At 66.4% G+C, this 12,627-nt stretch carries 15 protein-coding genes and 1 pseudogene; 6 read left to right on the top strand and 10 right to left on the bottom strand.

The genetic code is table 11. The features are described from left to right. The 4 genes from ACE2AC_RS07430 to ACE2AC_RS07415 all read right to left on the bottom strand — a co-directional run bounded on the left by ACE2AC_RS07430 (nt 1) and on the right by ACE2AC_RS07415 (nt 2,655). Nucleotides 1-975 carry a zinc-binding dehydrogenase gene (locus ACE2AC_RS07430; RefSeq protein WP_375691464.1) on the bottom strand — a complete coding sequence of 325 codons (975 nt, stop codon included), beginning with the start codon at nt 973-975 and terminating at the stop codon, nt 1-3. A gap of 26 nt (nt 976-1,001) precedes the next feature. Continuing rightward, entirely contained in the window at nt 1,002-1,808 is an 807-nt protein-coding gene (locus ACE2AC_RS07425; RefSeq protein ID WP_375691463.1) for an SDR family NAD(P)-dependent oxidoreductase, read from the bottom strand. Between the two features lie 142 nt (nt 1,809-1,950). After that, entirely contained in the window at nt 1,951-2,343 is a 393-nt protein-coding gene (locus ACE2AC_RS07420; RefSeq protein WP_375691462.1) for a hypothetical protein, read from the bottom strand. Nucleotides 2,344-2,352: 9 nt separating this feature from the next. After that, nucleotides 2,353-2,655: a YqjD family protein gene (locus tag ACE2AC_RS07415; protein WP_375691461.1), complete on the bottom strand. Its 303-nt coding sequence runs from the start codon at nt 2,653-2,655 to the stop codon at nt 2,353-2,355. Nucleotides 2,656-2,910: 255 nt separating this feature from the next. Here ACE2AC_RS07415 and ACE2AC_RS07410 point away from each other — a divergent pair, with 255 nt between their 5' ends. Next, a complete protein-coding gene (locus ACE2AC_RS07410; RefSeq protein ID WP_375691460.1) occupies nt 2,911-3,504 on the top strand; it encodes a hypothetical protein in 594 nt (197 codons plus the stop codon). 8 nt (nt 3,505-3,512) lie between these two features. On the opposite strand, the gene ACE2AC_RS07405 is transcribed toward ACE2AC_RS07410, so the two are convergent. Further along, nucleotides 3,513-4,169 carry an SOS response-associated peptidase gene (locus ACE2AC_RS07405; protein ID WP_375691459.1) on the bottom strand — a complete coding sequence of 219 codons (657 nt, stop codon included), beginning with the start codon at nt 4,167-4,169 and terminating at the stop codon, nt 3,513-3,515. 124 nt (nt 4,170-4,293) lie between these two features. On the opposite strand from ACE2AC_RS07405, the pseudogene hisD reads away from it, so the two are divergent. From hisD to ACE2AC_RS07380, 5 genes and pseudogenes are all read left to right on the top strand, one after another. After that, a pseudogene (hisD, locus tag ACE2AC_RS07400) lies at nt 4,294-5,597 on the top strand (histidinol dehydrogenase). 111 nt (nt 5,598-5,708) lie between these two features. Continuing rightward, nucleotides 5,709-6,188: a UPF0262 family protein gene (locus tag ACE2AC_RS07395; protein ID WP_375691458.1), complete on the top strand. Its 480-nt coding sequence runs from the start codon at nt 5,709-5,711 to the stop codon at nt 6,186-6,188. Nucleotides 6,189-6,191: 3 nt separating this feature from the next. Then, on the top strand, nt 6,192-6,647 hold the full coding sequence (locus ACE2AC_RS07390) for a low molecular weight phosphatase family protein (RefSeq protein WP_375691457.1): 456 nt from the start codon (nt 6,192-6,194) through the stop codon (nt 6,645-6,647). Then, nucleotides 6,644-7,036 carry a ketosteroid isomerase-related protein gene (locus ACE2AC_RS07385; protein ID WP_375691456.1) on the top strand — a complete coding sequence of 131 codons (393 nt, stop codon included), beginning with the start codon at nt 6,644-6,646 and terminating at the stop codon, nt 7,034-7,036. Before ACE2AC_RS07390 ends, ACE2AC_RS07385 begins: the two co-directional genes overlap by 4 nt. Continuing rightward, a complete protein-coding gene (locus ACE2AC_RS07380) occupies nt 7,033-7,614 on the top strand; it encodes a GNAT family N-acetyltransferase (RefSeq protein WP_375691455.1) in 582 nt (193 codons plus the stop codon). Before ACE2AC_RS07385 ends, ACE2AC_RS07380 begins: the two co-directional genes overlap by 4 nt. 155 nt (nt 7,615-7,769) lie before the next feature. On the opposite strand, the gene ACE2AC_RS07375 is transcribed toward ACE2AC_RS07380, so the two are convergent. The 5 genes from ACE2AC_RS07375 to ACE2AC_RS07355 form a co-directional block, all read right to left on the bottom strand. Further along, a complete protein-coding gene (locus ACE2AC_RS07375) occupies nt 7,770-9,377 on the bottom strand; it encodes a recombinase family protein (protein ID WP_375691454.1) in 1,608 nt (535 codons plus the stop codon). Next, a complete protein-coding gene (locus tag ACE2AC_RS07370) occupies nt 9,374-9,547 on the bottom strand; it encodes a hypothetical protein (protein WP_375691453.1) in 174 nt (57 codons plus the stop codon). The genes ACE2AC_RS07375 and ACE2AC_RS07370 overlap by 4 nt, the downstream gene beginning before the upstream one ends. Before the next feature lie 225 nt (nt 9,548-9,772). Continuing rightward, the gene (locus ACE2AC_RS07365) at nt 9,773-10,213 is read right to left on the bottom strand and encodes a hypothetical protein (RefSeq protein ID WP_375691452.1); all 441 of its coding nucleotides are present in this window, start codon (nt 10,211-10,213) and stop codon (nt 9,773-9,775) included. Further along, nucleotides 10,206-10,781 carry a hypothetical protein gene (locus ACE2AC_RS07360; protein ID WP_375691451.1) on the bottom strand — a complete coding sequence of 192 codons (576 nt, stop codon included), beginning with the start codon at nt 10,779-10,781 and terminating at the stop codon, nt 10,206-10,208. Before ACE2AC_RS07360 ends, ACE2AC_RS07365 begins: the two co-directional genes overlap by 8 nt. A gap of 1,650 nt (nt 10,782-12,431) precedes the next feature. Beyond that, nucleotides 12,432-12,626, bottom strand: coding sequence for a DUF6527 family protein (locus ACE2AC_RS07355; protein WP_375692081.1), 195 nt, complete (start codon nt 12,624-12,626; stop codon nt 12,432-12,434). Nucleotide 12,627 lies beyond the last annotated feature (1 nt).

The raw sequence follows: 12,627 nt of genomic DNA, 5'->3' as shown, positions 1-12,627 counted from the left end.
TCAGTTGCCAGGCGTGACGGTGATCTTGCCGAAATGGGTATTGGCACTCATCTCACGCAGGGCGTCGGCGATCTGCATCAGCGGCATCTCGCGGTCATGCGGCAGGTGGTAGCGCCCGGCGGCGAAATGCGGCCAGACGTCCTGCATGACGCGGGTGTTGATGGCGGCGACGTCCTCGACCGTGCGGGTGCGGAAGGTGACGCCGATGTAGGAGATGCGGCGCAGCGCGTGCAGGTCGAAGTTGAAGTCGCCGGTCGTCCCGGCAAGGCGGCCGACGTTGACGATCCGCCCGCCAAGCGCGGTGCAGGCCAACGCGTCGTTGATGTAGGGGCCCGAGAGCATGTCGACCACGAGGTCGACGCCGCGGCCGTCGGTCAGCGCCAGGACCTCGTCGGCCCAGCCGGGGGCCGAAGGATCGACGGCGTGGTCCGCGCCGTAGTCGGCCAGCCGCGCGCGGCGGTCCGGCGTGGTCGAAGTGCCGATCACCCGGGCGGCACCGGCGTGGCGGGCGATCTGCATCCCCACCAGGCCAACGCCGGAGGACGCGCCGAGGATCATCACGCTTTCGCCCGCGACCATGCCGCCGTTAATCAGCACCGCGTCCGCCATGGTGCGCAGGGCAACGGGGAAGCAGGTCGCCACGCTCCACGTCATGCTGTCGGGAACGGGGAAACAGCGGCGGTGGTCGGCGACGGCGTATTCGGCAAAACCGCCGAGGCCCGAGCACATCACCCGGTCTCCGACTTTGTAGCCGCCTGCGTCGGTGCCTGCTTCGACCACCTCGCCCGCCCATTCGAGGCCGAGAGGAGAGCCTTCGCCGCCCGAGGCGCCGTGCATGTGGCCCGAGGCCATGCCGAGGTCGGCGCGGTTCAGGGCGGCGGCGCGGATCTTAACCAGCACCTCGGTCGGGCCGGGCTCGGGCATGGCGACATCGCGGATCTCGGGACCGCTGGGGGTGACGACGGCAGCTTTCATGTCGCTTGGTATCCTTCTGGATTTGCTCAACCTTCGCGGTGACGGCCTGCGGTTGCGCCGGCGTCCACGGGCAGGATCACGCCGGTGATCCAGCGCGCCGCGTCCGAGGCAAGGAAGGCCACGGCATTGCCGACATCCCAGCCTTCACCTTCTACCTGAAGGAGAGAGCGGTTCTTGCGGGATTCCCGTAGCTTGTCATCCATTCCTCGCGTGTAGACCATCGGCGTGTAGACCATGCCGGGGCAGATGCAGTTCACCCGCACCCCGTCGCGGCCGTGGTGGGTGGCCATGGCACGGGTCATCTGGACGACCGCACCCTTCGAGGTCGGGTAGAGCAGCTTGGTATGGCCGCCGAGGATCCCCGCGACCGAGGCGATGTTGACGATCGATCCGGCGCCCCGGTCGATCATCGCGGGCAGGCAGGCGCGCGACATCAGCACCATCGAGCTGACGTTGACCGCCATGGCCTTGTCCCAGGCGGCCATGTCGACGTCGAGCGCGGTGCCGTCCGGACCGCCGATGCCGACGTTGTTGACCAGGATATCCGGGGCGCCGAGGTCGTCGGTGATCTGCGCGACGGTGTCCCGGCAGGCGCTTTCGTCGGTGACATCGCAGCGGTAGACGCGGGCGGTGCCGCCGTCGGCCTCGATCATTTTGCGGGTGGCCTCGGCCCAGTCGGCGTTCTCGTCGATCAGCGCGACGCGGGCGCCGTGGCGGGCCAGCAGGATCGACGCGGCGCGGCCGTTGCCGATCCCGTCGGACCGCGACCCGGCGCCGGTGACGACGGCGACCTTGCCGTCGAGCGCGAAGGCAGAGGGGACGGCGGCCGTCATGCCGGGGCTCCCTGCGGGGGGTGCGTGCGGGGTGTGGTCATCGGATCCTCCCATCCTGCGCCGCCGTGCGGCGGGGTCGGGAGGCATGATGCTGACCTGCGGGTCAAAACCAATACCCGCAGGTCACTTCGCTATGAATGTGCTACTCGGCCGGTGGCGGCGGAGGGGGCGGCGTGGGCCGCCTGGGGGCAGCTGACCGGGCGGCGATACCGGCCCCGAGCCCCTGCACGAAGGCCCCGGTGAGGGTGCCGAGCGTCAGGGTGACCTGCGATGCCGGATCGGCGGCCACCGCGGCGGGTGCCGGCGGCGGCACCGGGCGGCGCATCGAGGCGACGGCCAGCAGGATGAGCCCGAGACCGAAGTAGGCGCAGCCGATCACCGTGGCGGCAAAGAGGGTGCTGCGCGCCTCGGACAGGGCGATCCAGGCCGCGGACGTCAGGAAGGCCAGACCGATCAGCAGGAGGATCACGCCACCCATGCTGATCGCGGCCTTCTGCGCCGTCACCTTGGCGGAGTAGATGACGTTCCCGAACATCCGGGTCCCTTAGCGCCGGCTGGCGAGGAGGCCGACGACGAAGCCGACACCGGCCGCGATGCCAAGCGCCATGCCCGGGTTCTCGCGCACGGCCTGCTCGGCCTTGGCGTAGCTGTCGTGCATCTGGGCTTCGGCCTTGTGGTACTGCGCCTCGGCATCGTGCCGCAGCTTGTCCACGGTGTCTTTGGCGGCGGCCTGGAACCGGCTGCCCTGGGACTTGCCGTAGTCGCCGACCAGCTTGGTCAGTTCCGACATGTCGGCCTGCAACGCCGAAAGCTGCTTCTGAATGTCGTCGGTATCTGTCGATTTCACTGCGGAGGCGACGCTTTTGCCGCCGTTGGAAGGTGCTTGTGCCATATCTCAAAAGCCTTTCTGACCAGAACAATTCCTGAATGATAACGCGGCGAATATACTGAAGTTCCAGCAAAAACACGGACAAATTCCGGCGCGCCGGGACCATAAAGACGCCGCATTTGAAGCCTACAGATTAAAGCGCATCGGTCCAAACCGATACGGTTTTGACGTCCCGTTGGCTGGAATTGGCCACAACTGGCAGAGGGAATGACCATGAGCGCAAGAAAGTTTATCGCCACGACGCTGACCTGCGCCGCGATCATCACCATGAGCGCACAGGCCTGGGCCAAGAGCGGCGGTGGCAGCAAGAATGCGGACCCCGAGGTCCTGCCGACCAACCCGGTCTACTCGGTGCTCGAGGAATCCGTGTCTTACACCGGCCAGACCCACCTGGTGATGATCTACGACTCCGGCGTCTTTCCGCGCCGCACTTACGCCAGCAAGGGCGACCGGATCATGTTCGTGAACATGTCTGGCGAAGACATGACCTTGATTTCGTCCGACGACAGCTGGTCCACCGGCAAGATGTCGGATGGCGGCGGCTACCTCCTGCTGGTGCAGAACGGCGTCGATACCGATTTCGAAGGCGGCGACCAGAGCTGCGGGAAGTACTCCTGCACCTTCGCGGTGCACGGGTCCTTCGAGATCGACAGCCTGCCGGCCAAGGCGGATTACTGGGACGCGGTCATGCCGCTGAACGACCTGATCTCGGAACACGGCGTGCCCAGCACCCTGCTGAACAAGCTGCTGACCGCCGTCGCGGCCCAGCAGAAGCTCCTGGGGATCACCAAGCTCGTCACCGGCTGAGCCGCCGGTCAGAGCGGCGCGATTAGCTCGGGCCCGTGCTCGCGGTTGGAATTGACCGCGGTGTCCACGCGATACATCTCGATCACCTCGTCCGGCGCGGCTGTCATTAGTCGCGCCGCGCCCTTTCCGTCCTCGCCCAGCCAGAGCGCCCAGTCGTCGGGGCCGAGGATCACGGGGATGCGGTGGTGGATCTCGGCCATCCGGCCCGTCGCCTCGATCGTGACGATGGCGCAGGTGGTGAAGCTTTCGTCGCCGCGCGTCCAGTCCTGCCAGATGCCCGCCATGACCAGCGGCTCGCCGTCGGCGCGGTGGATGAACCACGGCAGCTTGGTGTCCCCCGCTCGGTCCCATTCGTAGAACCCGGCCGAGGGGATCAGGCAGCGCCGTTCCCGGCAGGCGGCGCGAAAGGCGGGCTTCTCGGCGATCGTCTCGGCCCGGGCATTGATCAGGAGGGGGCCGTCGGTCGGGGTCTTGTACCAGTGCGGCAGGAACCCCCATCGCATCCCGCTCAGCCGCCGCCCGGTGTCGGCGCGCGAGATCACGTTGATCTGCGTCGTCGGGCAGACGTTGTATTCGGGCACCTCGGGCAGGTCGTTGGCTGGCGCGGCCGCGAAGAGCTGCGCCATGGCGTCAGGCGGGAGGGTCACGGCGAAACGTCCACACATGGCCGCCAGTCTAGCGCGGCGCGCGGCGGGGGCAATCCGGCGGGATGTGACCGCGCGGGCGTGGCCGGGGTTGAGGGCATCCGCGCCGCCCGCTAAGGGAAGCCGGAGTTCCGAGGAGTGCGAGATGCCCCAGTTCCTGACGACCGAAGACGCCGATTTCGAGGCCCGGTTCACCGCGCTGCTGGCGGCCAAGCGCGAGGACAGTCCCGACGTGGACGCCACCGTCGCCGCGATCATCGAGGACGTGCGCACCCGGGGCGACGCCGCGGTGATCGAGCTGACCGCGAAGTTCGACCGGCTGGCGCTGACGCCGGACACCCTGCGCATCTCGGCCGAGGAGGTCGCGGCCCATGTCGCCGCCGTGCCCGCCGCCGAGCGCACGGCGCTGGAGCAGGCGGCGGAGCGCATCCGTGCCTACCACGTCCGCCAACTGCCCGAAGACGCCCAGTGGACCGACCCCGAGGGCGCGACGCTGGGCTGGCGCTGGACGCCGGTGTCGGCGGCCGGGCTTTACGTGCCGGGGGGCTGGCCTCCTATCCCTCGTCGGTGCTGATGAACGCGATCCCGGCCAAGGTGGCCGGGGTGGGGCGGCTGGCCGTGGCCGTGCCGACGCCGGATGGCGTGGTGAACCCGCTGGTCATGCTGGCCGCGCAGATCGCGGGGGTAGACGAGATTTACCGCGTCGGCGGCGCGCAGGCGGTGGCCGCGTTGGCCTACGGCACCGAGAGCATCGCGCCGGTCGACAAGATCACCGGGCCGGGCAACGCCTTTGTCGCGGCGGCCAAGCGGCGGGTGTTCGGCAAGGTGGGGATCGACATGATCGCCGGCCCGTCCGAGATCCTGGTGATCGCCGACGGTGACAACGATCCCGATTTCATCGCCCTCGACCTGATGAGCCAGGCGGAACACGACGAAAGCGCGCAGTCGCTGCTGATCACCACCGACGCGGGCTTTGGCCGGGCGGTGGCACAGGCGGTCGAGGCGCGGCTGGAAACGCTGGAGCGCCGGGCTATCGCCGGGGCCTCCTGGCGCGACTACGGCGCGGTGATCGTGGTGCGCGACCTGGGCGAGGCGGCGCGGCTTTCGAACCGGATCGCGCCCGAGCACCTCGAGCTCTGCGTGGCCGACCCCGAGGCGCTGGCGGCGGACTGCGTGCATGCCGGGGCGATCTTCCTCGGCCAGTGGACGCCCGAGGCGATCGGCGATTACGTCGGCGGGCCCAACCACGTGCTGCCGACGGCGCGTTCGGCGCGCTTTTCCTCGGGGCTGTCGGTGATGGATTTCCTGAAACGGACCACGCTGGCGCGGATGACCCCGCAGGCGCTGGCCGCCATCGGTCCGGCGGCCGAGACGCTGGCGCAGTCGGAAAGCCTTGAGGCGCATGGACTTTCGGTTCGTGCCCGCTTGAACAAGCTCAACGAAGAGTGAATAGTCGCCAGACGAATTCACTGTTCCGCAGGGTTCTCGTGGCAATTTGCTGCGACGCAGCATAGATTGTCGGGCGAAAGGGAGGCTCAACGCCTGCTGGAGAGGTCGGAAATGTCCCACATTTCTCATATAGAACTGGACGACGCGAACCTGCCGCCGCCCACCCCCGAGATCGAACAGGAGCGCCGCGTCGCGATGTTCGACCTGATGGAAGAGAATTCCTTCAGCCTGCCCAAGCGGGACGACCGGCTCGTGCCGGATGGTCCCTACCAGGTGGGCCTGTCGATCCGCGACCGGCGGCTCGTCTTCGACATCCGCACGGAATCCGGGGATCCGGCGGCCGAGTTCCACCTGTCGCTCGGGCCGTTCCGGCAGGTGGTGAAGGACTACTTCGCCATCTGCAAGAGCTACTTCGACGCGGTGAAGACCCTGCCGACGCACCAGATCGAGACGATCGACATGGCCCGGCGCGGCATCCACAACGAGGGCGCGAACATCCTGATGGAGCGGCTCGAAGGCAAGGCCGTGGTCGACAGCGACACCGCGCGGCGCCTGTTCACCCTGATCTGCGTGCTGCACTTCGGGGGCTGAAGCGTGCAACCCCTTCCGCAATCGGTGCTGTTCTGCTGCGACCACAACGCGGTCCGCTCGCCGATGGCGGAAGGGATCATGAAGCATTTCTACGGGACCGGCACCTACGTGCAGTCCGCCGGCGTGTCGAACGACCTCGAGATCGACGGGTTCGCCATCGCGGTGTGCCAGGAGATGGGGGTCGAGCTGTCGCGCCACCGCTCGCGCAGCTTCGACGAGATGGAGAAACTGGGCGACACGCTCGGCTCCTTCGATCTGATCGTGGCGCTGTCGCCCGGATCGCAGCACCGGGCGCTCGACCTGACGAAATACTATCACCTGACCGTGGACTACTGGCCGATCATGGATCCGACGGGGATCGGCGAGACGCGGGAGACGAAACTCAACGCCTACCGGCAGAGCCGGGACCAGATCGTCACGCATCTCGTCTCCCGCTGGGGCCGGCCGGAGGGGAAATGACCGACACGATCCGCCGCTACTTCGACGCGTTCAACGCCAAGGACACCGAGGCAATGCTGGCCTGCCTGTCCGACGACGTGGCCCACCATGTGAACGAGGGCCAGGTGCGCATCGGCAAGGCGGCGTTCGCCGAATTCTGCGCCCACATGGCCCGCTGCTACGACGAGACGCTGACCGAGATGGTCCTTTTCGACGCCGAGGGCGGGACCCGCGCGGCGGCCGAGTTCATGGTCAACGGCACCTACCTCGAAACCGACGCGGGCCTGCCCGAGGCGCGGGGCCAGAGCTACCGCCTGCCGGCCGGGTCGTTCTTCACGCTGAAGGACGGGCTGATCGCGCGGGTGACGACCTACTACAACCTCGCCGACTGGATGGCGCAGGTCCGGTGACCGAGGTCCGGGTCCTGGCGGGCGCGGCGCTCGAGGCCGCGCTCGACGATGTCGCGCGGCTGCGGATCGAGGTCTTTCGCGCCTTTCCCTATCTCTACGACGGCGATCTCGACTACGAGCGCGGCTATCTCGCGGCCTACCGGGCCGAGAGCGCGATCCTCGTCGCGGCCTTCGACGGCACCCGCATCGTCGGCGCCGCGACCGGCTCCGCGATGGAGGACCATGCCGAGGATTTCGCCGCCCCCTTTGCCGACAGGCCCGAACGGTTCGCGGACATCTTCTACTGTGCCGAGTTGGTGCTGCTGCCGGAGTACCGGGGGCAGGGGATCGGCCACGCCTTCTTCGACGCGCGCGAGGCCCATGCCCGGCGGCTCGGCCGCCGCCACGCGGCCTTCTGTGCCGTGATCCGCCCCGACGACCACCCGGCGCGCCCCGCCACCTACGCCCCGCTCGACCCGTTCTGGCGCAAGCGCGGCTATGCCCCGCTGCCGGGCGTCGTCGCCCGGTTCCGCTGGAAGGACATCGGGGCAGAAGATCAGTCGGACCACGCGCTCCAGTTCTGGATGCGTGATCTCTGACGTCGCCCGCTGCTTCATCTTGCCGGGAAAACTCCGGGGAGTTGCGCGTCAGCGCGGCGGGGGCAGCGCCCCCTGCTTTGCCGTTATTTGCAGTTTTCTCCGGCGACCGGTCGGGAAGTGCATCCTGATCCCGCTGGGCCAATGCCGCAAGGGTTTCAGCACACGAGATGTGCGGGCGCGATGCTCTCGAGTTCCGGCGCGAGGAGCGCGGCGAAGTCGGTTTCCAGCTTGACCACGAGACCATGCTTGGCCTGAGCATCGGGGACCAGAACGATGCGCTGGATGATCTGACGCAGAAACTGGTTCGCCTGGTCGACGAGATCAGGATCCCCGAGCAGCTGCTCCATCCGTTCGATGGCGCTCTCGAAGAGAACGGCCGGGTCCGGCATCACGGCGGCCGCAGTCTCTGCCTTCGCGCGGAGTTTGTGCAGCGCCTGCTCCAGGTCGGCGATCTCGGCTTCTACTTCTTCCGAGCGTGACCTGTAGAGCGCGAAGGGCGCTCCGTCCTCGATGGCGTCGAGAATGGCCTTTCGGGCGCTCTCCGCCTTGCCGAGCCGCTGCTGCAGCCTGACGATGTCCCGACGCGGGTCCGATGCCTCGATCTTGCGGCGCTCCGTTTCGAGAGCAGCCGAGAAGGCCTCAAGCATCTCCGGCGAACGGAAGGCATCGCGGATGCGGCCGAAGACGCGCCTCTCGATGCGCCTTTGCGAGATGCTGACCCGGTTCTCGCAGGCATGCTTGCGGGATTCGTTGCAGCGGAAGCTGGTGGCGCTGACCTTGACGTAGTTCGCACCACAGCACCCGCAGACCATCAGTCCCGACAGCAGGTATCGATTGCGACGCGCGGCCTCGGGGTTCGCACCGCCGGGCTTGTCGGACACACGCCGCGCAGCACGAGTAATCTGCGCCCGGCTCCGCGCCCAGAGGTCGTCGGAGATGATCCGCAGACCGGGGATCTCCTGTTCACGCTTTTCCAGCGGGGTCACCTCGGTGCGCTTCACGCCGGTCTTCGGGTGGTAGTGCCGCGTCGTGGCACAGGTCACCGCGCGCCCGAGATAGAGCGTATTGTGCAGGATGCCATAACCTCGAGCTGCATGGCCACGGATGGTTGATGAATCCCAGGTCCCTCCTTTCGGCGCGGGCACGCCCTCGGCGTTCAGCGCCCGGGCGATGGTCACGGCAGACAGACCCTCGGCGGTGTCCTCGAAAATTCGGCGTATGACCACAGCCTCGTCCGGGTTGATCCGGCGGTTCGGTTCGCCCGGTGCCGCATCTTCCACGATGTCGTAGCCATAGGCCGAGGAATGCGTCCGGTTGCGGGACAGCGCGCCCTGCATGCCGCGCTTGGTGTGCACGCCGATCATCTCGGAGAACATCTGCGCGCCGTAGCCCTGCAACAGGACAGTCACGAAGCTCTGCGGGCCCTCGGTGACGGAATAGAGCTGGATGCCCTGGAACTTGAACAGGTCCCAGGCTTCCAGCGTATGGGTGAGGTTGCGGCTGAGCCGATCCACTGCCTCGATCACGATTGTGTCGAAGGCCCCGGCTTCGGCGTCTGCCAGAAGCTTCAGGAAGCCCGGGCGGTCCTTGTTCCGTCCGGTCATGGCGTGGTCCGTGTAGACCTCAACCAGTTCGTATCCCTGGCGTTCGCAGTGGTCGCGCGACATCCGGAGCTGGTCCTCGATCGAGGTGTCTTCCTGCTGGGTGGAGCTGTAGCGCGCATAGATGGCGGCCCGGCGGCCGCGTGCAACGGGACGGATCACTGTTGCACCTCCTTGCGCGGAGCACGGTCCGTGTTCGCAGCCGCGCGGGATTGCGCGCGAAGTTCGGCCCGGGCAAGCAGGACCGCAAGCGACTTGAACGCCATCTGCGCGTCGGTCGTGCCTCCGGGAACGTCGTTGGCTGCGACGAGGCGACGGGTCTCGGTGGTCATGAGAGTTCTCCTTCCGAGGTTGCGGGATGAGCAACGGGGCTCAGACAGGAAGGGGGATGATTGCGGTCCACACGGAAACGCTGGCCCGGCTTTTCGGCCCAGGTTTCCGAGAGGCACAGCTTACCCCACTGTAATTTCGAGAAGAAAAGCGGACGCGCCGGCCGGGCAGCAGCAGGAGTCGCCGGCGCGTCCTGACGCGGGTGTTCTGGGCCCGCGTGTTCCGAATTATGAAGCCATGCGCATCGCTTCGATCGCACGCTCGGCGTGCATCAGGTCATGCACGGCAAGAAGCGTCTCGTGCAGGTCATAGAGGAACATCAGCGCGCGACCGAGTTCATCTGCCTCCCGCGTGCGGCGCTGCGCTGTCCAGTATGCCGGTGTGACGTTGCATTCGTCGGTATCGACATACTCGACGGTTGTCGTCCCCTCCTGCACCAGCCGCGCGATGCGATCGGTCAGCACGTCGATCTCGACGAGAGTCTCTTCGTCGAAAATGCGTCGACGCTCGATGCGTCCGAGAAGCCGTTCCGGGCCAGACCGTTCGAGAGGTTTGAGATTGTGGAGTACGTCCTCCTGGATGGCGGTTGCGACATCGCGGGATTTCGCGAAGGCCGAAGCGGCCAGGGCGTCGATGTTGTCGTAGGTGATCGGCAGCAGGTCAGTCATGTGCATGTCCTTTGTTTTTCTGGCTGGCGGCGTGAAGGGCGCGGTTCCGCTCGAGGAAATCGCGCTCTTCTTGCTGCCAGCGGCGCTGCTCTTCCCGGCGTTCCCGGCGCATCTCCCGGGCGATGTCCGCTTCCGCCTGGATACGGGCGCGGACGGCGTTCATGCGCTCGCGGAGGTCGTCATCCAGGAACCCGATGATCGGCGATGCCGTGCCTTCTGCAGGCTCGAAGCCGCTGTGATCGAGCCCGACCGTAATCCGTCGAATGCCGACGAAACGTGTCGGCCGATCGAGGCCGGCCGTTTCCATGCCCGACTTGGTTGCAGCGATGATGTTGTAGCCTCGGTTCGCACGCGTCCGAGCAGAGGTGCCATAGGCGATTGTAGCGGTGCGGCGACCCAGACGTTCATGCACGTCGAGAACGAGGCAGGGGCGCAGCTTCGGCATGGCCGCCTCGTCGCTGTCATCGGGAGCTTCGGCCACCGGAAACCGGAAGAGCACGATGTCTCCACGACGGAGCTCGGCTTGCCAGAGGGGGAAGCCGTCGAAGGCCTTGAGCGGGTGAAACATGGATCGTCTCCTGGATGGTTAAGTTGAGACCCGCAGCACCTTGTCCCTCCTGAGAGGCTGACCTTGTTCCGGGCTGCGCGTCACAACGAGCGCGCAGCCCGGAACAAGGTCAGTCTCGGACCCGCTTTCCCCGTTCGGCCAATCTTCGGGCGCATGGCACGCAGGAGGGGTTCGGGGAGGCGCGCGGAGCGACGTCCCCGGGCGCAGTGGGGTCTCGGGGCCGTGCAGAACGATGCCTCGAGCCGTCGGAGACGCCGGAAAGGGTGCAGGGACGGACGGCGAGTGGTCCATGCCCGGGAAAGTCCAGAGAGGGCGGCGCGCCTCTTTGGCCCAGCGGGAGGCTGCCAGGGAGTGCAGGGGGAGTGGCGAACGACGCCCCTGCGAGCAGGGGGTGTCCAGAGGGGGAGTGCGGAACGATGACCCTCGGTCCGGCTGAAGGCCCCTGGCGGGTGCGGGAGGGCGGAGCGTCTCTCGCGCGGCGCGTCAGCGTCGCCGGGGTCCGGGGGCGGTAGCCCCCGGCGAACGACAGCTCGAACGCAGACGATTTATCGTCGGAGTGCGAGCTGATTAGTGAGTAATGTCCTCCGCACCCCGGCTCGCGCAGCGGTGCGGGAGATGAGCATGATCGCAGTGCCGCGTATCGTCCCCTTCGGTACGGGAGCAGGATACCATGAGCGCAAGCTGACAGTCGGTTACGGCCGGCACTCGACCTTCATGGGAACCGCGGCTAGCGGCAGCTGCCAGCCCGAAACGGTCATCCGTACAGGGAGCGGCGAAGGTCTGCTGCGAGCCCGACTTCCGTTTCGGACAGGTTGCAGCGGACGGCCGCTCCCACAGGTGAGGCAAAAACGTTCCAAGACCATAGACGTTTTGCCCCCGGGTTTTGTCCGAGCTCGGGCTTTGATGCGGCGTGGAGCCATGCGCGCGACAAGAACCACCGTTTTTGACGCGCGCGTCAGCAGATGTGCACTGCAATCTTGCGTGGTAAGTTGGCTCAAGAATTTCTTTGGAGGAAACACTTGAGGCGATTCTTTGCATGGTTCAGGGATGAGCAAAACCGAGGTGCTCTGGGGATCATAACAGGAGGGTTGGCTGCGCTTCTGGCAGCGGTGTGGACGGCCTACATTTATCTCAACCCGCCAAGAGCAATGCCAACCACCGAATTGGAAACAGTTTTTTTGATTTGCAGGGGGGATAATCCCAGTGCCTGCCCGTCCAATTCGACCTATGTGAGCTGCGCACAAGCTGGTGGACCAATTGGCCTCCAAGAAACTGCTGCCGGTCTTTGCGCTGATCTCGGTAAAGCTCTACAGAAACGCCTTTTCGCAATGCCGGGCGGGATGTGCGGCCACGAGCTAGTCGAGGTGAGCTGTACCGTCTCACGGTGAACTCAATCCATCGTTTCCGTCCGTCACGGAGACCTGCCGTGCGCTAAACGGCAGGCTTGTCCCGCATGGCGGTCCTCGGTGCCAGGCGAAGCGAAGGTCTGCAGCCAGCCCCTTTACGACATACGTGCGAGACGCAGTGTGACGAAAGGCTCCGGCCCGAAGGGCGGGAAGCCGATCTTCGCTGCAGGGTCAACGAACGGCCGCTTCGGAGCCGAAAAAGGATTGTCAGGAGTTGGCGACGACCACTGTGGAAGCGGTGCTATCAGGTCCCAATGCTCGACTGAGACGAGTCGAGGCTTTTCTCTTGGGATCGGCGACACCATTTGACTCGGCCTCTTTTGAACCAGAAGTGAGAGCCGCAGTCCTTCTTCCTCCAGACCGATGGGTGAAGGGAGACCAATCCGTCTTTGTGACGCGTGACCCGCCAGCAGGGCCGTTCATCCTGTAGCAGGTTCATA

It is taken from the genome of Pseudooceanicola sp. LIPI14-2-Ac024, assembly GCF_042188925.1.
Lineage (GTDB): Bacteria > Pseudomonadota > Alphaproteobacteria > Rhodobacterales > Rhodobacteraceae > Pseudooceanicola.
Note: the sequence above shows the minus strand (reverse complement) of the source record. Positions and strands in the feature narration are given on the sequence as shown.

Excerpts from the sequence above, each read along its gene's own strand:
- ACE2AC_RS07425 (WP_375691463.1), bottom strand. The coding sequence starts at position 1,808 with ATGACGGCCGCCGTCCCCTCTGCCTTCGCGCTCGACGGCAAGGTCGCC.
- ACE2AC_RS07405 (WP_375691459.1), bottom strand. The coding sequence starts at position 4,169 with ATGTGTGGACGTTTCGCCGTGACCCTCCCGCCTGACGCCATGGCGCAG.
- ACE2AC_RS07385 (WP_375691456.1), top strand. The coding sequence starts at position 6,644 with ATGACCGACACGATCCGCCGCTACTTCGACGCGTTCAACGCCAAGGAC.
- ACE2AC_RS07370 (WP_375691453.1), bottom strand. The coding sequence starts at position 9,547 with ATGACCACCGAGACCCGTCGCCTCGTCGCAGCCAACGACGTTCCCGGA.
- ACE2AC_RS07355 (WP_375692081.1), bottom strand. The coding sequence starts at position 12,626 with ATGAACCTGCTACAGGATGAACGGCCCTGCTGGCGGGTCACGCGTCAC.
- ACE2AC_RS07410 (WP_375691460.1), top strand. The coding sequence starts at position 2,911 with ATGAGCGCAAGAAAGTTTATCGCCACGACGCTGACCTGCGCCGCGATC.
- ACE2AC_RS07395 (WP_375691458.1), top strand. The coding sequence starts at position 5,709 with ATGTCCCACATTTCTCATATAGAACTGGACGACGCGAACCTGCCGCCG.
- ACE2AC_RS07365 (WP_375691452.1), bottom strand. The coding sequence starts at position 10,213 with ATGACTGACCTGCTGCCGATCACCTACGACAACATCGACGCCCTGGCC.
- ACE2AC_RS07420 (WP_375691462.1), bottom strand. The coding sequence starts at position 2,343 with ATGTTCGGGAACGTCATCTACTCCGCCAAGGTGACGGCGCAGAAGGCC.
- ACE2AC_RS07360 (WP_375691451.1), bottom strand. The coding sequence starts at position 10,781 with ATGTTTCACCCGCTCAAGGCCTTCGACGGCTTCCCCCTCTGGCAAGCC.
- ACE2AC_RS07430 (WP_375691464.1), bottom strand. The coding sequence starts at position 975 with ATGAAAGCTGCCGTCGTCACCCCCAGCGGTCCCGAGATCCGCGATGTC.